Annotated in this window: 17 protein-coding genes; 11 read left to right on the plus strand and 6 right to left on the minus strand. The window is 44.1% G+C overall.

Features of this window, described 5'->3' with window-relative positions; genetic code table 11:
- The 7 genes from PR799_RS12965 to PR799_RS12995 all read left to right on the plus strand — a co-directional run bounded on the left by PR799_RS12965 (position 1) and on the right by PR799_RS12995 (position 6475).
- The gene (locus PR799_RS12965; protein ID WP_442959922.1) at positions 1-540 is read left to right on the plus strand and encodes a fimbrial protein; all 540 of its coding nucleotides are present in this window, start codon (positions 1-3) and stop codon (positions 538-540) included.
- 88 nt (positions 541-628) lie between these two features.
- The gene (locus tag PR799_RS12970; protein ID WP_154626193.1) at positions 629-3133 is read left to right on the plus strand and encodes a fimbria/pilus outer membrane usher protein; all 2505 of its coding nucleotides are present in this window, start codon (positions 629-631) and stop codon (positions 3131-3133) included.
- A 93-nt stretch (positions 3134-3226) separates the two neighbouring features.
- Positions 3227-3916, plus strand: coding sequence for a fimbria/pilus periplasmic chaperone (locus PR799_RS12975; protein ID WP_230088546.1), 690 nt, complete (start codon positions 3227-3229; stop codon positions 3914-3916).
- A 32-nt stretch (positions 3917-3948) separates the two neighbouring features.
- Positions 3949-4341 carry a hypothetical protein gene (locus PR799_RS12980; protein ID WP_272522321.1) on the plus strand — a complete coding sequence of 131 codons (393 nt, stop codon included), beginning with the start codon at positions 3949-3951 and terminating at the stop codon, positions 4339-4341.
- Entirely contained in the window at positions 4334-4864 is a 531-nt protein-coding gene (locus tag PR799_RS12985; RefSeq protein ID WP_272522323.1) for a fimbrial protein, read from the plus strand. The genes PR799_RS12980 and PR799_RS12985 overlap by 8 nt, the downstream gene beginning before the upstream one ends.
- Positions 4864-5397, plus strand: a complete 534-nt coding sequence (locus tag PR799_RS12990; RefSeq protein WP_272522325.1) for a fimbrial protein — start codon at positions 4864-4866, stop codon at positions 5395-5397. Before PR799_RS12985 ends, PR799_RS12990 begins: the two co-directional genes overlap by 1 nt.
- 13 nt (positions 5398-5410) lie before the next feature.
- On the plus strand, positions 5411-6475 hold the full coding sequence (locus tag PR799_RS12995; RefSeq protein ID WP_272522327.1) for an adhesin: 1065 nt from the start codon (positions 5411-5413) through the stop codon (positions 6473-6475).
- A 2-nt stretch (positions 6476-6477) separates the two neighbouring features.
- Here the strand turns inward: PR799_RS12995 and PR799_RS13000 are convergent, their stop codons facing one another.
- A complete protein-coding gene (locus tag PR799_RS13000) occupies positions 6478-7251 on the minus strand; it encodes an AraC family transcriptional regulator (RefSeq protein ID WP_272522328.1) in 774 nt (257 codons plus the stop codon).
- 205 nt (positions 7252-7456) lie between these two features.
- Here PR799_RS13000 and PR799_RS13005 point away from each other — a divergent pair, with 205 nt between their 5' ends.
- Genes PR799_RS13005 through PR799_RS13015 form a run of 3 tightly spaced genes read left to right on the plus strand, consistent with a single transcriptional unit; the run spans position 7457 to position 11375 of the window.
- Positions 7457-9868: a DMSO/selenate family reductase complex A subunit gene (locus PR799_RS13005; RefSeq protein ID WP_272522330.1), complete on the plus strand. Its 2412-nt coding sequence runs from the start codon at positions 7457-7459 to the stop codon at positions 9866-9868.
- Complete coding sequence (locus PR799_RS13010; protein ID WP_272522331.1) at positions 9865-10503, plus strand: DMSO/selenate family reductase complex B subunit; 639 nt, start codon at positions 9865-9867, stop codon at positions 10501-10503. Before PR799_RS13005 ends, PR799_RS13010 begins: the two co-directional genes overlap by 4 nt.
- On the plus strand, positions 10500-11375 hold the full coding sequence (locus PR799_RS13015) for a dimethyl sulfoxide reductase anchor subunit family protein (RefSeq protein ID WP_272522332.1): 876 nt from the start codon (positions 10500-10502) through the stop codon (positions 11373-11375). The genes PR799_RS13010 and PR799_RS13015 overlap by 4 nt, the downstream gene beginning before the upstream one ends.
- Positions 11376-11409: 34 nt before the next feature.
- Here PR799_RS13015 and PR799_RS13020 read toward each other — a convergent pair whose 3' ends face one another.
- From PR799_RS13020 to PR799_RS13040, 5 genes are read right to left on the minus strand one after another with little or no spacing between them, the layout of a single operon-like run.
- Positions 11410-12111 carry a fimbrial biogenesis chaperone gene (locus tag PR799_RS13020; RefSeq protein WP_272522333.1) on the minus strand — a complete coding sequence of 234 codons (702 nt, stop codon included), beginning with the start codon at positions 12109-12111 and terminating at the stop codon, positions 11410-11412.
- A 12-nt stretch (positions 12112-12123) separates the two neighbouring features.
- Positions 12124-13200 (minus strand): fimbrial protein, encoded by a 1077-nt coding sequence (locus PR799_RS13025; protein ID WP_272522334.1) that lies wholly within the window; start codon positions 13198-13200, stop codon positions 12124-12126.
- Positions 13201-13211: 11 nt separating this feature from the next.
- Positions 13212-15719: a fimbria/pilus outer membrane usher protein gene (locus PR799_RS13030; RefSeq protein ID WP_272522336.1), complete on the minus strand. Its 2508-nt coding sequence runs from the start codon at positions 15717-15719 to the stop codon at positions 13212-13214.
- A gap of 14 nt (positions 15720-15733) precedes the next feature.
- Positions 15734-16426, minus strand: a complete 693-nt coding sequence (locus PR799_RS13035) for a fimbrial biogenesis chaperone (protein ID WP_272522337.1) — start codon at positions 16424-16426, stop codon at positions 15734-15736.
- Positions 16427-16478: 52 nt separating this feature from the next.
- On the minus strand, positions 16479-17072 hold the full coding sequence (locus PR799_RS13040; RefSeq protein WP_006663314.1) for a fimbrial protein: 594 nt from the start codon (positions 17070-17072) through the stop codon (positions 16479-16481).
- A 648-nt stretch (positions 17073-17720) separates the two neighbouring features.
- Between PR799_RS13040 and PR799_RS13045 the strand changes: the two genes are divergently transcribed.
- Positions 17721-18143 carry a DoxX family protein gene (locus PR799_RS13045; RefSeq protein WP_006663313.1) on the plus strand — a complete coding sequence of 141 codons (423 nt, stop codon included), beginning with the start codon at positions 17721-17723 and terminating at the stop codon, positions 18141-18143.
- Positions 18144-18186: the final 43 nt, after the last annotated feature.

Genomic DNA, 18186 nt, shown 5'->3' on the forward strand with positions numbered 1-18186 from the left:
ATGACGATGACCATTCTGGTATGCCCGATAACTTCAGGGGCTACAGTGAATAAAAAAATAGAGCTTAATGCCAGTGCAACGCTGAAAGGTATTGTCATCGCGACACCGTGTTCGGTTGTCATGGAAAATAGATTTCAAACGATTGATTTTTCACCTTTGGCAATCCCTCTGCTTGGTACGAAGTTGCAGCGTGAGCAGCATAACCAACCTTTTATTATTGAGTTACGAGACTGTGGAAGCCTTTATTCTTCACTCGACAGTAAAACATGGTTTATTCGATTTGCAGGGGAAACAGCGGAACACATTGATGCATTTGTACTACGAGGCGCATCACAAGGTCTTGGGATTTCTGTCCTTGATAACCGTTTCAATACACTGATTCCAAACCAATATTATCCTTTGTTTGACAATGTGTTGCGACAAGATAAATCAAGCAAGGCACTCTATCTACAGTACTTTTTACGTCTAGAGCTAACTGGGCAACCTATTCAAGCGGGTAACTATCAAGGGTTAATCCGTTTTTTTATCGATTATCAATAACGTCGATTATCAATAACTTGTAGATAAACATGATCTCGAAATCATTTTCGAGAGGGGCACACTCGTCGCATTTGGGATGGTATAGAGCATGATGTTCAAACATAGCAAACTAAGACAGACGATTTTATTGGCGCTAAGTATGGGGATTGGCAATAGCTATGCTGCTGAATTTAATACCGATGTGTTAGATGCCGAAGATATGAATAACATTGATATGAGCCAATTTTCTGTTGCGGGATATGTTCCACCTGGAGACTATATTTTGACGGTTTTTGTCAATGGTCTGCGCTTAGGTGAGCCGCGAGATATCGCTGTTTTTGATGATAAAAATGCAAAAAGTGCAGGTTCTCAGCAAGTGTGTCTGGCGCCTCAGTTGTTGGATTTTATGGGGCTAAAAAAATCTGCAGAGGAAAAAGTTACATTATTTCATGACGAAAAATGTTTGAATTTTTCAGCTCTGGCTGGAGTGCAAACCAAAGTGGATTTGCCTTCTATGTCCCTAAAAATGACCATTCCCCAAATGTGGATGGAATATCGGGATCCTTATTGGGTTCCCCCCAAATTATGGGAAGAGGGGATCAATGGTCTATTTGTGGACTACAGCGCGAATATTTCTGCCACAAAAGAAACCGATGGTGACAAGCGTGTTTACTTATCCGGTAATGGTACATCGGGCATTAACATTGGGGCTTGGCGGTTGCGCGGCGATTTCAATGGAACGTATCAAAAGCAGCATGGGGGCAGTTATTCGCAAGAAAAACATAACTTTGATTTCAGTCGGTTATATGCATTTCGCTCATTGAAAGAAGCAGCTGCACTACTTACGATCGGGGAAAATAACTTTTACTCGGACGTATTTGATTCTTGGCAATATACAGGGATTTCCGTTGAAAGTGATGATCGTATGCTGCCGCCAAAATTGGTGGGATATGCCCCTGAAATTATCGGGGTAGCAAAAACCAACGCCATTGTGATCGTCCGCAGTCAGGATCGGATCATTTCAGAAACCTCTGTGCCACCAGGGCCTTTTCGTATTCAAACACTGGATAGCGGGATCCGCGGTGTGCTGGATGTGACAGTGCGCGAAGAAAATGGGGAAGAGAATAAATTTAGCCTCAGTACCGCATCGCTACCCTATTTAACCCGTCCCGGCCGGATAAACTATAAAGCGGCAGTGGGGAAAACACGATATGACAATCGACATTTAACGGGGGAGCCCGTCATTAGTGGTGAATTGTCATACGGTGTATCAAATGCATGGTCGCTATATGGGGGAACGCAGCTTAATGCCTATTACCAAAGTGCGGCTTTAGGGATTGGGCGTGACCTGTTCTCTTTCGGGGCGGTCGCGGTGGATATTACCCAATCTTTTGCTGATTATTCCGATGACGATAAAGGCCACTTACAGGGGCGTTCTTATCGCTTCAATTATGCGAAGTCATTCGAGGATCTCCGTACCGATATTACCTTTGCGGGCTACCGTTTCGCTGATAAAGAGTATCGAACGCTGATGCAATATATGGATGAGAGCAGAACTGGGCACTCCCCGCGAGCGACCAAGGAAAATTACCAAGTCTATTTAAATAAATACTTTGATGATTTCAACATCTCATTAAATTACCAATACAGCACTTACTGGCAGGATGACCCGCAAACCCAGTACGGTTTATACGCTAATACAAGCCTTAATTTTCCTTCTCTTTCCCAATATAGCGGCAATATTGCTATCTCTGCGACACGAACGGAGCGGAGTAATGGTTATGAAGATGATGCCATTAACCTCTACTTAACGATCCCGCTGTACAGCGGGCATAGCCTAACGTTTTCTGAGCTGTACTCTCGTTCCAATAAAAAGAATCAATATAACCATAATGTGGGATATAGCGGTTATGGGGATAGGGATAATTACAGCCTAACGATGGGGTATAACCACGGACAAGATGTGGATAGCCAAACGAGCTTGAGCGGCTTTTATTCCCGTGATCTCTCGGATGCCAACGTGTCCATCAATGGCAGCTATGTCCCACATCAATACCGCAGTGTCGGGGCATCGATTAACAGCGGGCTCACGATAACAGGCAAGGGAGCAGCGCTGCATCGCTCCGCCCATGGTGATACTCGCTTAATGGTGGAAACCTCGGATATTGGCGGAGTTCCGCTGAATAATGGCATTACAAAAACTAACCGCTTTGGTTTGGCGGTGATCCCGAATGTGAATAGTTACCGTAAATCCTCGGCTTCCATTAATACCAGTAAATTACCGGACAACATTGAAGCACTCAGTGCCACCAGCGATATCACGCTTACAAAAGGTGCGATTGGCTATCGAAGCTTCCCCGTGATGAAAGGGGAAAAACTCTTCTCGGTGATTACCTTACAAAATGGCAAAAAACCACCGTTTGGCGCCAGTGTGCGTAATGAAGCGAATCAAGAGCTAGGGATAGTTGGAGAAGATGGGGTGACTTGGTTGGTGGGTATCGAGAAAAATGCGGCGTTATGGGTGTATTGGCGCAACCAAAAACAGTGCCAGTTAACTTTGCCTGACTCATTAAGTAGCCCTTCCTCAATGCTGTTACTGCCATGTCAAAAATAATCGGCATGCCAAAAATAACGAAATTTTTATTATCTTTAATCTATGAGGTTGATTATGCTTAATTTTAAATTTATTTCCGCAGCATTGATAAGCATGCTTATTGGAATTCCACAAGTCTCTTATAGCGCGGTGACTCTGGATAGAACGCGAATTGTTTTTCCGGGCAATGAAAACTCTATTAATGTGCGCATCGCGAATGATAATCCTGAAGAAGCCTATTTAGCACAAAGTTGGATTGAAGATCTTCAAGGTAAAAAATTGACTCAAGGCGCAATCCTTGCCACACCACCGTTACAGCGCGTAGAAGCCAATAGCCACAGTTTAGTGCGTTTGAGCAAAACGCCGTTATTAAGCCAATTACCCGATGATAGAGAGTCCGTTTTCTATTTCAATTTGCGTGAAGTTCCGCCGAAATCCACGGAAGAAAATACACTGCAAATCGCCCTGCAATCCCGCGTCAAACTGTTTTATCGCCCTGAAAAAATCCTCGAAGCTGCTCAAACTAAATGGGCGCACAACATTACGTTGCAAAAAACGGCCAAAGGCTACCGTTTGAATAACACCACGCCGTTTAATTTAACGGTGATTGGGGTGGGGAATAGCAAAAAACAGTCGGAAGAGAGCGCTTTCGAAGTTGTGATGGTCGCCCCAAAATCCACATTCGATATCAACAGCCACACACTGACAACGCCGTATTTAACCTACATCAATGACTATGGTGGCAAGCCAACACTGGCATTTCGTTGCCAAGGAGACACCTGCACGGTCTCCGGGGAACAGTAATGGAACCAAGGCATAAAAGGGGGAGAACGTGGATGAATATTATCCGGTTAGTTATCGGGATTATCACAATGACCGTAAGTGCTTGGGGGCAAGGCGAGGAATTTTTAGGCAGCGTGCCACCTACTGAATCCCATTATGAATCTTCCCATGCGGGGTGGTTTTTGGTGAATGCCACGTTATTCAATGCGCCATGCAGTTTAGAGGTGGGGAAAATGTTGAAATTGACCCACTGCGGTGCTGGGGTTGCATTTAGTGAAAATAAGAATGGAGCAAAAACTCCCGCACTTTTGCGGGTGGTGGATGCCTTAACGGGGGAAGAAACGGTGCGTTACCCCGTGGGACTTATTGATGGAAATAACTCCGTTCAGCTCCCTTCTGTGATTGATAAAGCACACCCACTGCGACTGGAGGTGAGTTATGAGTAAGCTAACCCTGCTTTGGTGGCTGATGGCGCCCCTTTTTTGGAGCTTTTCGACTCAAGGTAATGCGCAATTTCTGGATGTGGAGTTTAGCGGGGAGTTAGTGCACCGCTCTTGCAAAGTAAGTGCCGGATCCGTCAAAAAAGAGATCCCATTAGAAGATTTACGCATGCAGTCTCTTAATCAGGGGGAGATCAGCGCTATCACGCCATTTACCATTGAAATCGACCATTGCCGGCGTGCAGAGCTAGGAAAACTTATTAAGGTAACGTGGCATGGGACGCAGTTAGTGAATATTGATGGGGATAACTACCTTATTACTCAAGGCGATAGCGGCGTGGTGCTGGGGATTATGGATAGTGAAGATAAACCCATTGCTTGGGATGAGCCGATCGATGTAGGCAGCGTTGCAGTGGTGAATGATGAGCAGTCTTTATCTTTTGGTGTAGTGGCGCGAAAGCCCCCTAATGGCTACGTCAGTACAGGGCAGTTCTCCGGTTGGGCGACGTTTTCTGTGGAGTATAAATAGTGAAGCAAATCAATAAAATCAGAAAGTATTGGTGGGGTTTACTGTTATTTGTCTCACCGGTGGTTTATGGGGATGTGCTTGTGGATGTCGTGGCGACAATGGTTGACCCTGCTTGCCACGTACGCAGTGAAAATAACGATTCGCCGCTACAAATTAATTTTGGGGTGGTTGAAATTAATGGCGCGCTGGAGATTTCGTTAACCAAAGATTTTCCGGTGTATATCAGTGGGTGCTCAGGGAGAAAAACACTGTCGGTGCTACTCAATCCAAAAGGCTATGGAACAGAGGAGTACCAAGGTCGGCAAATTTTATCCACCAGCGCAAAAGGGTTGGGGATCGATTTTTTTGATATTACAGATGGTCTGACATTTCCTTTAGAACTCAATCAATTACAAACCATCACGCCACAACCTATCAGTGCGACGGAGCACCGTATGAATCTTCAAGCAAAGTTGGTGAATACACGACCACTCAGCCAATTACCTGCGGGAAGATTCACGTCGGCAATGATGATCTCAGTCACTTATCACTAATGGGAACAGCAATATGTTGAAAATTAAATCCATCGTGCGGGTAGGTTGTTTAGTCGGTGGAATACTGTCGGCGATGATAGCTCATGCGGATTATGCGGCACAAATTATCGATGCTAATACGGGTTACACCATACGCGTGAATAACAGCAGCACGCTGGCGGATCACCCTGATAGGGGGTCAGACGGTCAAAATTACTATCAAGTTGGGGAGCCTTTTGTGGTGGATAGTAACCTTGCGGAACCGACTGGGTTAGTGAAGTGTGTCGGGCGCCGCTGGGGAAGTACGAGTACGCAAATTCTGCCAGCAAATGCGTTTCATCGATTATTTATGTATGTGCCTGAAACGGGGTTTTCAATTGCAGGACTCAAAGCGTATCGGTTGAATGCCAACCTCGTGATGACAGTGCAAGCCGACATGATGGAATGGACGAACCGCAGCTCAGGTGTGTGCTCAATGTCTGACGCGGATACGACATTTGATGTCCCAAGGTTTGATAACCATTTTCCTATCACCATGACGTTTTATATCAAAGAGCAAATTATCGATGGGCAGTTGATTATTAGTGAAATGCCATTAGCGGGTTACGTGCGTGCATTTACCAACCCGAAAGTGGCCCCCCCTTATGATAGTTGGCCGCTTCACGAATCTTCTGTGCCATTACGCTTGGCGGCTTCGCAAATTAATATCGGTGCAAAATGCACATCCAGTACCAGCAGCGGGGAAAAAGGGATACTGAACCTACGCCATGGGCAATTAAACAGCCTGCAATATGACAATCGTGCTAGTGGTCAAGTCACTTACAATTGTCTCTTTCAATCCTCCACAAAAGTGAATTTACGTTTGGATTACACACAAGATGACGATCCACAAAAGCGCTTACCGATGAAAAATGAGGCGAATGATACGATCTACAGCTCACTGTTGATTACGGATCTTGAAACAGGGCAATCTGGCAAAGAGATCAAAGCCGAAATTCATAGTATGAAAGAGTTCGAAATCAGTAGCCACCTACAAGGGGAAAATGCCCAAGCGGGTGACTATCACGGTTCTGCATGGCTGATTGCCACCTTGGATTAAGGTTAGGACTCAATACGCTGAATAAAACTCGATGGGGTTTGTCCAAGCCATTTTTTAAACATGGTGGAGAACGAACCCACATTGCTATAGCCCAGATCAAACGCCACTTCCGTGATCGATTTACCCGCTGAAATCTGGCTAATGGCACTCAGTAAGCAGGCTTGTTGTCGCCAATCTGAAAATGACAAACCCGTTTGCGCCCCAAAAAAGCGGCTAAATGAACGGTCGCTTTTGTGCAACTTTGCAGCCCATTCTTGGGGAAGCGAGGTAATTTGCGGTGATTTTAAAAATTCGCGGCACAGGGCAGCGAGGCTTTCATCTCGCGGGATAGGGGCAAAGAATGGCAGCGGCTCGGCGCGTGCCACTTCATGGAGGATTAACTGCATCAATGATCCATCGCGTCCGTTAAGATCATATTCCAGTGGCACATCAACCGCTTCTAATAACAATTGGCGAAGTAAAGGCGTGACGCGCAAAACTTCGCATCGATTGCCTTGGCGGGGCGCTGCCGCAGGTTCGATATATAAACTGCGGGTGCTGACATTCAGCATCCGTGTTTCATGTGCCGTATTCTCTGGGATCCAAACGCCGCTGTCGGGGGGAATAACCCACTCACCATCTTCAGTGCTCACCTCAATTAGCCCCGTTGCACCATATAAGAATTGAGCGCGGCGGTGCTTATGAGAATCCAATAGCACGTTGGGTAAGTAGTCCGTCGCAAGTGCGATAACATTCCGGGCGACACTATCAATGGTACTTAGTGGAATATTTCTCATCGTAATTTTGGTTACCGTCGTTCATTGGCTGAAATTCAAACATAACGAATTATTTTCTGAATATAGGCAAAATTTATTGATATAACCACATGTTTCACGCGGTTGGCTGAAATTCCAATGCCTTTGGCGGTTTTTCAAAAGTTGGCTCAGTGGGAAATGTTTACGCTATCGCGGCAACCTAATGTATGCCAGAGGTAGAGTTATCATGAAAAATTATAATGATCAGAGTGAACATCTGATTGAATCATTAACCCGTCGTCGGTTTATTCAAGGCAGCTCTGCGCTCATGGCTGTCCCATTTATTGCCACGAATACGGCTGCTTCAACACCAGAAAACCCCAATATTATTCCGACAACCACCTTGCCAAATGACGGTGAGCGAGTGGTTTCCACATGCAGCAGTTTTGACTGCGGCGGGAAATGTGATATTCGCGCCCACGTTAAACAGGGGGTTGTTACGCGCATCAGCACACGTCCCGATAGCGACCTTGATGAAGAGATGCCGATTATGCGTGCCTGTGTGCGTGGGCGCAGCTATCGCAAATTTGTCTACCATCCGAACCGCTTAAAATACCCAATGAAGCGCGTGGGCAAACGTGGTGAAGGGCATTTCGAACGAATTAGCTGGGAAGAAGCCACCACGCTTATCGCTGAAAATATGCAGCGAATTAACCAGCAATATGGCCCTGCATCACGCTTTGTGAGCTTAAGTACTGGGGTGACGGGCGGCATTTTCTCAGGGGCGAATATGCTACGCCGCCTGTTTAATTTGACGGGAGGATTTCTGGAAAATTACCACTCCGTCAGTAACGGTAACACTATGGCAGTGACACCCTACACTTATGGCACCTCGGCGAGCGGCAGTACATTAGATACATTGGAAGAGACCCCATTGGTGATTTTATGGGGGCATAACCCGAATGAGACTATTTTCGGGCACACCAACCATTACTTCCAAAAAATGAAGAAAAATGGCACCAAGTTTATTGTGGTGGATCCGCGCTATTCCGATACTGCCTCTTCGCTGGCGGATCAGTGGATCCCGATTTTACCGACCACCGATAACGCGATGATGGATGCCATGATGTACGTGATCATCAGCGAAGGTCTGCATGATCAGACATTTATCGATACTTACACCGTTGGCTTTGATGAGCATCAAATGCCTGATGGAGTACCGGAGCATGAATCCTTAGTCTCCTACTTGATGGGGAAAAAAGATGGCGTGGTGAAAACCCCTGAATGGGCGGAACCCATTACCAAAGTGCCTGCACAAACCATTCGCCAGCTTGCCCGTGAATATGCCACAACCAAACCCGCAGCCCTAATGCAAGGTTGGGGACCGCAGCGTCATATTTGTGGGGAGCGCTCTGCGCGTGGTGCGACATTGCTGGCAACTATTACGGGAAACGTCGGTGTGAAAGGGGGGTGGGCTGCTGGTTATGGCATGGCCGTGACGCCTGATCTTCGTAAAACATTGGCGGGTCCCAGCCTGTTTGAAAACCCAGTTAAAGCGAAAATTAATATCACCAACTGGGTACAAGCCTGTGAGGATGCCAGTCTAGTCATGCCAGATAACGGCTTAAAAAATGCAGAAAAACTGGATACCGAAATCAAAATGATTTTTTCCCTTGCGGGAAATTACATGACGAACCAGAACCCCGATATTCGCCATGCCGCCAAAGTGCTGGAGGATGAAAACAAGGTTGAGTTTATCGTTTACAGCGATCTGTATATGACCCCAAGCGCCAAATATGCCGACATTTTACTGCCTGAAACCAGCTTTTTAGAACGTTGGAATGTTGGCGGGACATGGGGCACAGGGAACTACATTATTCTGTCTGAAAAGGTCGCGGAGCCTGAATTTGAACGTCGCAGTGATTATGAGTGGCTCTGGGATGTGGCAAACAAATTAGGTGTGGGTGAAAAATTCAGTGAAGGACGTACGGAAAAGCAGTGGATTGAGCATCTAGTGAATGATGCCCATGAAAAACGCCCTGAAGATGGCATTCCCACTTTTGATGAATTGCTGGTTAAACGTCGCCATCTTCTGAAGCATAAACCTCATACAGGGCATGTGGCATTTGAGAAAAACATTAAAGACTTGGCCAATAACCCGTTTGAAACCCCATCGGGCAAAATCGAGATTTTCTCGAAACGTCTGTATGACCGCAATGATAGCGATATTCCAGCGCTCTCCCATTATGTGCCTGCGATTGAAGGCCCTGAAGATGCTCTAACACAGAAATATCCGCTGCAATTGATTACGTGGAAAGGGCGCAACCGCGCGAACTCCACTCAGTTTGCGAACCCATGGTTGCAAGAAGTGCAGCGCCAAGAGTTGTGGATCAACCCGATCGACGCGAAACGCCGCCAAATTACAGAGGACGATCGCGTGAAGGTGCATAACGATCGAGGTATCACGATGGTGCCTGTCAAAATCACGTCGCGGATTATGCCGGGAGTAGTGGCATTGCAAGCGGGAGCATGGTGGCAGCCAGATGAAAATGGTGTCGATCAAGGGGGATGTGCCAACGTTTTAACATCTGCACGCAGTACAGCAATGGCGCACGGTAATGCCCATCAAACCTTATTGGTTGAGGTAGCAAAAGCATGAGTAAATTCCACGTTTATCCCGCAGTGAGTGACAAACAACTCGGGTTTTATATTGATTCGGCGCGCTGCTCAGGATGCAAAGCGTGTCAGGTTTCCTGCAAAGATAAAAATAATCTCGAAGTTGGACGTAAATTTCGTCGGGTTTATGAAATCACGGGCGGAGAATTTACCGAAAATGGCTGCGGCAGTTGGGAGAACAACGTGTTCGCCTACACCCTGTCTATCTCGTGTAACCACTGCGCCGACCCAATGTGCGTAAAAAATTGCCCAACTACTGCCATGCATAAGCGTGAAGGGGATGGCATCGTGATGGTCGATACGGATAAATGTGTGGGTTGCGGAACTTGTGCGTGGTCGTGCCCCTATGGTGCGCCGCAGATGAATCCTGAAACCAAGCAAATGTCCAAGTGCGATTTCTGTATTGATTTACAACTGCAAGGGCAGACTCCCGTATGTGTGGCGACGTGCCCACTCGGTGCAATTCAGTTTGGCCCTATTGATGAGCTGCGCGAGCGCTTTGGCTCGCAAGCGGATGTGAAAGGGCTGCCAGACTCATCCATTACTCATCCCAATTTAGTGATCCACCCGCACCAAGGGGCGGGGCGTCATACAGCGATCCATGGAGCGAAAAAATGAATGAATGGCCACTATTAATATTTACCTTGCTGATGCAAGCCTCTATCGGGTTAAGCGTGATGCTGGGGATTTGTGCAAAAAGATTGGCGACGACTCTTGGTGGAAATATTCCTTCGAGCTTTCTGTTGCGCTATTTGTTTATCGCTTGTGTGCTGGCGGGTGTGGGGTTGCTATCCTCCATTACACACTTGGGGGTGCCGCTCAATGCACCCAATTCGTTATTAAACATTTTCTCCTCTTGGCTCAGTCGTGAAGTGGTTTTTACGGCGACTTACTTTACGTTCTTGGGCCTCACTTTTTTGTGGATGTGGTTTAAAAAACGGCTGTCCTACGGGTTACTGGGGATGGCGATTATCGCGGGACTGTGTGATGTGTATGCGATGGGGTCGATTTACCGTTATACCTCCATGTTAGTGTGGATGAATGACAATACCTACCTGATGTTTTATGGGGCGATGTTGACCCTAGGGGCGGCAGGCTACTATTTACTGGCTAGCTTTCTACTGAAAGATCGAGGTCAAAATAGGGCGCTCGCATTATTGATGGTGGTGGGCGTGAGCTTAGTAGTTCGTTTGATTTATCAACCATTTTACGAAAACTATTTGCTGGAAACCGCTTACACCAATGAATCCATCACTTTTCCCATTGATTCAATTAATGCTTATCAACAGATTTGGTCACTGCGTTTAGCCAGTTGGGTGGTTGGGTTTATTGCCATTGTGGCTATCGGCATGGGGGCATTTTACCGAATTAAAGGGGAGGGACAGGGCGTTCTGATTGGACGTAGCCACTATGTTCTTGTGGTGGGTTGTGTTTGTGCGCTGATTGCGGAATTTATGCTGCGTTACTGTTTTTATACGATCCATATTTAAAAAATGAATAACCGAGCCAGATAGGTTCGGTTATCTAATTTACGCTTAAAGCATGGGTGACTAAGCTGCCTTGATCATTGATATACACCGCAATAAGTTTACCATTTTGCCGATGACTCCCTTCTAGCTTTTCAGTTGAATACGGTGGGATCATAACGCTTTTCGCGATGGGGGTATTTTGGCTATTTTCATAATAGAGCTGTGAAATATTCAAAAAATAAGGGGTAGGGTTTTTAATCGAAAGCTGATTCTCGGAATGTAAGGCACTCACGTTATTGATAAATGACTCTACGCCACTGGCAAGCGCTGCGGGTCGATAAAAAACTTTGATACGAATTTGTAGCGCTAACTGAATAATATTCATTCCTTCTTTATTTTGAGGTTTTGGCGAAATATCAAGTACATTCAGGTAAAAAACAGATTCTCTATCTTGTGGTAAATTCCCACCAATAAATCGAATCCGTAATTGCGCGCCATCATGAGCGGCGATTTTGGTCACCGGCGGCGTCACAATAAACGGCGCCTCTGTTGTTTCAGGGGTGGAATGGATATTGCCCTCATCAACCCAACTCTGTACTAAGCTTGCTTGTTCACTGTCATTAATGGTTTGAATATTGGCAGATTTTTGGTCGCTTAAGTAAATCAAACGCGTTTTTTTGAGTATTAAGCTCGCGTGCGTCTGTGAGCTGAGAAAGATCAACATTAAACTGTAAATAATCCCTTGAATATGTCGCATTTTTTCATCCTTCTAATTATAAGACATGACCACCGTTGCGGTGCTGGATACAGGGCCTTGCGTCACGATAGCAGGGGTATAAGGGTAATAGTAAGCCCCCATGTTGAGGGTAAATGATGGGGAAATAGGACTACCTTTTGCCACAGTGAAAATAGACGTTGCGGTATTTTGTGCAGCCACGCTATCGGAGAGGGTAATTGGGGTGGTGGGATTACTTGCAGTGACTAATCGAAAACCTACACCTGCGGCACCTTGATTGGCGGTGTTATTCATGGTGGTTTTATCTGTTGCGAGTAAGCTGCTGCTGGATAAGAAAATATTGATATCCCTTGATGCGTTGCCTCCCGCCAGAAAATCACTGCAAGTGAAGTTGAGGTTAAAGGGCGTATAACCTGCGCGTGTTGCTGATTTGACGGTACTGATGCTGACCGGGGGTAGCGTGACCACTAATCCTTGGTTAGCAAAGTTACACGTGGTGGTAATGGGGTTATAGATGACTTGAACGGGTTGCAAGTAGATATCATCAGGTTGAGTGGTCCAATTGAGTCCAAGTAAAAATGCGAGGAGTCTAGCCACCACATCAAGAAGCCATTGTACAAGACCTAAAGTGGATGCATCCGAAGCAAAAACAACGGGGTTAATGGTTGTGCTGCTTCCTGCAATTTCAATATAGTTCGTGCTCGGTTTGACGGTCACAAGGGTAAATTGCATGGTGAAATTTACATTGAGTTCATTGGCATTGTGGGTACCGGGGGACAAGTTTGACACATTGTTTTTTTCTAATTTGGTGACGGTCACTTCGACTAATTGTTTACCTCCATTAAATCCCACGGTCGCTTTTCGACCTTGAAATGGTGAGGCAATGCCAACGACATTAGGGAGTAATCCATTATTGGTACAAGTAAATGTGCCGGAAAATATGGTTCGAGAGTCTTTGGTTACGACAGTCGATGAGCTAGTTAAATCGTTTGATAAATCAAACGTAATAGGGGTCGCCGTGACGGTTGTCGCTTGTCGACAATTGGCTGAAGCATACTGGCTGACGGCAAGTAAACTTGAAAATAATAGTGCCAATGTGGTTTTTTTCATTGGATGTTCCTTTATTGACAGCGGTTTTTACCTTTATCCATCGTGTTAACCGGTTGATGGATCACGCACTCTTTTTCCCCTTTCAGCTTGATGTGCAAGGCTGAAGGTAGCTGTTCACTCTTAAGGTACAGCACGCCAGATTGCCCTACATATCCAATACTTTGCTGTTGTGGATCGACGACTTCTGTCCCGAATGGCAGGCTATGACCATCCGTTTTTTCACCACGTAAAATAAAGGTTTGTCGAGTGTCTGTTTCTAACTTGATGTAGTTAACTGCGCCTTGGTACGGGCTGATGTTTGCCATATTTCCGAGCACTTCAGCGCCAGCCGTGTTTTCGGTATCAGACAGGGTATAAGAGTTAGCGCGATAAGGGGTGCTGTTGGTCACGAGCACCACACCGCGCTGATTGGTTAGCGTGGTTTTATCGTCATTGACCATCATATTATTAGCCATTGGGGCATCAATGATGGTGTAGGTATCTCCGGTATCACCCGATAAGGCGATATGGTTAGGGATAGCAACCAAGGTACCTCGGGCACCTAACCCTGCCTGACGATAATCATTCGCTTCGGTATAAGAACCGGATAATGTGGTGTAAGGGTGTTTATAGGTGATATTTCCACCGAGGACATTATTGCCCCCAGACTGATTCGTACCTGTCACGGTGTAATTAATTTGGTTATTTTTCCCCGCGATGCCACTGACACTCAAGGCTGTTTGTTCATAGTGAGAGTCAGTAAAATAGCTACCTAAGCTCACGTTAGCGCGTTTTTCAAATAGGCTAATGGGAACGCTGATATTCATATAAATGCGGGTTTCTTCGTCATTATCATAGTTACGCATGCGTGATACGGATACGCTGTAGGAGATATCGTTGTAGTTGTTGGCATAACCGACTTGGTATTCTCGGCTACTGCCGTGAGTGTTCCAGTAATCACGATGGGTTCCAGAAACAAAAACAGAGCCATAGTCGTCGCCAAGTTGCTGATTCAAGTTAACGGTGAAGGTATTTTTCGCCCGTGAGCCTCGTAAGGCATCGAAGTTACTTAGCGAGAGATCGGAATTGCTATTATTATTGCCAATTTGGTTGGCATTTTCGTCTTGATATCGCTGCCACGCTTTGTAGTTATCATGGGAGTAAATTGAATCAACAAAGCTATAGTAGCCACTGGTAGAATAGCGGTATGTTGCGAGAGTTAAACTGGTCGAGGTGGCATCAATAAATTTACTGTAGGTTAAACGATAGCTTTGACCACTCTTATCTCCGCTATCCAATTTAGTTTTGGCGTGAGTGATGTCCGCGGAGATAGCACCAAAGCGAAAGTTCCAACCACTCCCAATGACGGCGGAGTAATATTTTTCACTGAGCAGAGCGCCTGAATAGAGCGTCACTAAGTTATTCAAGCCGTAATGATATTCACCTTGAATAAATTTAGGTTGGTATGAGGTATTGTCGATTTTTGCTTGCCCAGCAAGAACATTATAGTTGGAAACACCCTCTTTGAGCATGTCTAGCACGGCGGAGTAGGGAACAGAAAATGACTCTTTTCGACCATCAGCCTCTTGTATGACCACCAATAAATCACCGCTTCCCGCGCTAGGTTGAATATCGTTAAACGCGAACTCTCCTGGCGGCACGTTTTCTTGATAGACCAAGTACCCATTTTGATAAACGGTGACTAAGGCGTTGGTTTGTGCGACGCCTCGAATAATAGGCACAAAGTTTTGGCTTGAATTCGGCAACATGCCTATTTCGGTTGCGAGCATTACACCTCGCATACGGATGCTATTAAATAGCGCCGTTGGTGTATAAAAATCGCCTGCCTTCAGCCCTGAATTAATCTGGCTGATTGGGCGGTATACATAACGGGTGTTATTGCGCCATTTTTGCGAGCCATGGGATGAATAGCGATAGCTTGATTCATCACGAAATTGCCATGCACCTAAATTGACACCCGAGTTGAGGGTGGCATAGAAATTTTCATTATTTCTCTTCTCGTGTTTCTTCTCTTTATAACTGTAATAGTTTGTATTATAAGCAAAAATAATGGCTGGTACGCCATGTTGCCACAAGCTGGGATCAACATAACCAGATTCAGATTGTTTAATCGACACTTGTGGAACAGTAATGTTTAGTCGCAAATCACTGATTTTAAATTGGTAATGTAGGTTGGGTGCCAGTGAATTGAGTTGAACATATGCGTTAGCCTCAGTCTTCTCTGTTTGGTTAGGCGTGGTTTTTAAGCCGAGCTTAGGGACATCACTTTGCGCAATGCTGATTTGCTTCCCATTATCTTCAACATTGATGTCAAACTGTCCTTTCCAAACCTGATTAACATAGATGTCCGCAAGCTGTTTGCCCGCTGGAATTTGTCCATCAGAATAGAAACGAGAAATATCTCCTTTTGCAGATTCACCCACCAAAAGGGAGGTATCAAATTCATCTGCAAATGCATTTTTTAGATAAGTCTGTAGCCCTATTAAAATAAGGATGTAGAGATAATTTTCTTTTTTCATGATGGTTTCTTCTGTTAAAGCTGAAGGTTTTTAGATTTGAAAACACCATAATCATCAACATATGTCAGAATAAGATTGTTACCTTTTAACTGCTTTTTTAACGGCAGTGTTTTGGATGTGTGGGGTGGAACCATCTCTGAATCAACAAGCGCTGTTTTTTTATCTTCAGGCGTTGTAATAGCAGCAATTGTAAAGTGGTATTGGGAATTATTATTCACGACAATACCGTTATTATTTAGCTGGTAATTAATATTGTCCGTGATATTTTCAGGTGATTCAGTTAATCCCTTAGGTCGATAAAATAATTTTATTCTTGAACGCGCCGCTAATTGAATGACATTTTTTCCTTTCATTGAATCTGGCGCTTTAGGAATATCTAGGACATTTAAATAAAAAACACTTTCAATATTATCTGGAAGTTTTCTATCTGTTTTTTTAATTTTTAATTGTTGACCTTGCAAACCCTCTATTTTGATAATAGGAGGATAAAGATAAAACGGTGCATCTGAATTTTCAGGCGTTGAATTTATATTGCCATCATCAATCCAAGATTGAACTAATGACGGTGTTTTACTGTTATTAGTTAATTGCACGGACATGCTTTGTGCATCTTCAGGATATATAATTCTTGTTCCTGTAATAATAACGTTTGAAAATGTTTCTTTAGAAAATAATAAAAGAAGTAAGAATAATAATTTTATTTTCATAATAAATTCTCACTAAAAGCTAGGTTCAGAGGAACCTAGCTTGAGTTTATTGTTATAGATATGAAACGGTATAAACAACGTTTGATTGCAGCGCACCGACAGATGCGGCAGTCGCATTTGTTTTGTAGTAGCTAGCAATTAAGTTCAATGTTGCACCCGCAGCTGAAGTGGTATTGGCTGCGGTTAACTGAGTATCAAAGGTCGTATTTAATGGAATAGCAACGGTTGGTGATCCAGTCTGTGACAAGCTAAAACCCACGTTACGAGCAACGGCCGGATCATTTTCGTTCACTGTTGTATTCATTAAATACAGGCCTGAAGGCGAAATATTACTTGAAGAGAAGTGAAGTTTTAATGTTCCTGCTGGTGTACCTCCACCAACAATTGCACAGTTTGAAAAGGTAAGCCCAAAGGCTTTTTGGTTTTTTGTAATAACGGTACTTGCCGTTGTTCCTGCATCAGAAGATATAATCGGATCTAAAGCAATCGACATATCAGCGCTGTTATTACCATTAATCGTACAGGTAGTATCACTAATTGCACCGGAGAAAGAAATAATACCTCCAGGGCTATTTGTGGCAGCAATTACTGAGCCAGATAATACGGATAAGGACAGTATTGATAGAGAAAGTATATGTCTAGGCATAATTAACCCCATCGAGGTTCTCGATTAATTAAAATAAGTGATTTTTTTCGCTAACCAGAATTGGCTAGCTTTTTAAGCTTAGACAAGGTTTAAAGATCTTCAAGATATGTAAAGTGGAATTCTTAGGTTTATAAAGCCAATGATTTTAAATTTTCAGATTAAAAATCTGAATTTTTTATTTTTAATTATATTATGTACTGTTTTTTTGCTTGTAATGAGTGATGCTACTTAGTTAAGTATAGATAATATAAGGAAGATTTTATTTCTTGGTTTTTTTATATTTTATTTTTATTCTGGAATTTTTTGTTTTTATTTATCTTCAATGTTTAAACAAGCAAAAGGAGTATTATTTTTTTCGAATATTTTTGTTTAATTAATTAAAAATTTATTGAGTGATTAGCATTGTTAATTATGTGGTTAATTTTTGATGGGATGTTTTTCAATTTAACTGCACATTGAGTTGTGGGGGTTCAAAAAATTAGTTCAAAAAAAGAGAGCATAAACGCTATTTTTGAATAAGAAATAGTGGATTAAAAATAACTAAAATTACCTTGATATAGATGAATAAAATGAAAATTAAAACAATTCTCATTTCTGATTTTTGAACCATAATGATAAGTAACATAACGTAGAGAGATGGGGTGCAAAATGGTCGGACTTTTCAATCGTTGTTTGTCACATGAAGACGCAGGAAAATTGCTGTTGCGCTTAGCGGTGGGTGGGTTAATGCTATTTCACGGAATGAGCAAGTTGCTAACAGGTGCGAGTGGCATCAAAGGGTTGTTAGCCTCTTATGGTTTACCTGAATTTATTGCTTACGGCACAATTTTGGGTGAAGTGGTTGCCCCTATTTTTATTGTGTTGGGTATTTTAACCCGGCCATCTGCGTTATTAGTGGCGTTCACGATGGTTGTTGCATGGTTAATGGTGGGATTAGATAAAACGTTTTTACTGGATAAAACAGGGGCATGGGCGATTGAGAGTATCGTTTATTTCTTTGTAAGTGCGCTGGCGATTGCTTTGCTCGGTGCCGGGAAATATTCCGTGGTGAAAAGTGAGAATTGGCGATAAATAGTGTGGAATAGTGAAAAGGGCATCGAAATCGATGCCCTTT

The organism is Providencia sp. PROV202, from assembly GCF_028479565.1.
Lineage (GTDB): Bacteria > Pseudomonadota > Gammaproteobacteria > Enterobacterales > Enterobacteriaceae > Providencia > Providencia zhijiangensis.

Excerpts from the sequence above, each read along its gene's own strand:
- PR799_RS12965 (WP_442959922.1), top strand. The coding sequence starts at position 1 with ATGACGATGACCATTCTGGTATGCCCGATAACTTCAGGGGCTACAGTG.
- PR799_RS12970 (WP_154626193.1), top strand. The coding sequence starts at position 629 with ATGATGTTCAAACATAGCAAACTAAGACAGACGATTTTATTGGCGCTA.
- PR799_RS12975 (WP_230088546.1), top strand. The coding sequence starts at position 3,227 with ATGCTTATTGGAATTCCACAAGTCTCTTATAGCGCGGTGACTCTGGAT.
- PR799_RS12980 (WP_272522321.1), top strand. The coding sequence starts at position 3,949 with ATGAATATTATCCGGTTAGTTATCGGGATTATCACAATGACCGTAAGT.
- PR799_RS12985 (WP_272522323.1), top strand. The coding sequence starts at position 4,334 with ATGAGTAAGCTAACCCTGCTTTGGTGGCTGATGGCGCCCCTTTTTTGG.
- PR799_RS12995 (WP_272522327.1), top strand. The coding sequence starts at position 5,411 with ATGTTGAAAATTAAATCCATCGTGCGGGTAGGTTGTTTAGTCGGTGGA.
- PR799_RS13000 (WP_272522328.1), bottom strand. The coding sequence starts at position 7,251 with ATGAGAAATATTCCACTAAGTACCATTGATAGTGTCGCCCGGAATGTT.
- PR799_RS13005 (WP_272522330.1), top strand. The coding sequence starts at position 7,457 with ATGAAAAATTATAATGATCAGAGTGAACATCTGATTGAATCATTAACC.
- PR799_RS13010 (WP_272522331.1), top strand. The coding sequence starts at position 9,865 with ATGAGTAAATTCCACGTTTATCCCGCAGTGAGTGACAAACAACTCGGG.
- PR799_RS13015 (WP_272522332.1), top strand. The coding sequence starts at position 10,500 with ATGAATGAATGGCCACTATTAATATTTACCTTGCTGATGCAAGCCTCT.
- PR799_RS13020 (WP_272522333.1), bottom strand. The coding sequence starts at position 12,111 with ATGCGACATATTCAAGGGATTATTTACAGTTTAATGTTGATCTTTCTC.
- PR799_RS13025 (WP_272522334.1), bottom strand. The coding sequence starts at position 13,200 with ATGAAAAAAACCACATTGGCACTATTATTTTCAAGTTTACTTGCCGTC.
- PR799_RS13030 (WP_272522336.1), bottom strand. The coding sequence starts at position 15,719 with ATGAAAAAAGAAAATTATCTCTACATCCTTATTTTAATAGGGCTACAG.
- PR799_RS13035 (WP_272522337.1), bottom strand. The coding sequence starts at position 16,426 with ATGAAAATAAAATTATTATTCTTACTTCTTTTATTATTTTCTAAAGAA.
- PR799_RS13040 (WP_006663314.1), bottom strand. The coding sequence starts at position 17,072 with ATGCCTAGACATATACTTTCTCTATCAATACTGTCCTTATCCGTATTA.
- PR799_RS13045 (WP_006663313.1), top strand. The coding sequence starts at position 17,721 with ATGGTCGGACTTTTCAATCGTTGTTTGTCACATGAAGACGCAGGAAAA.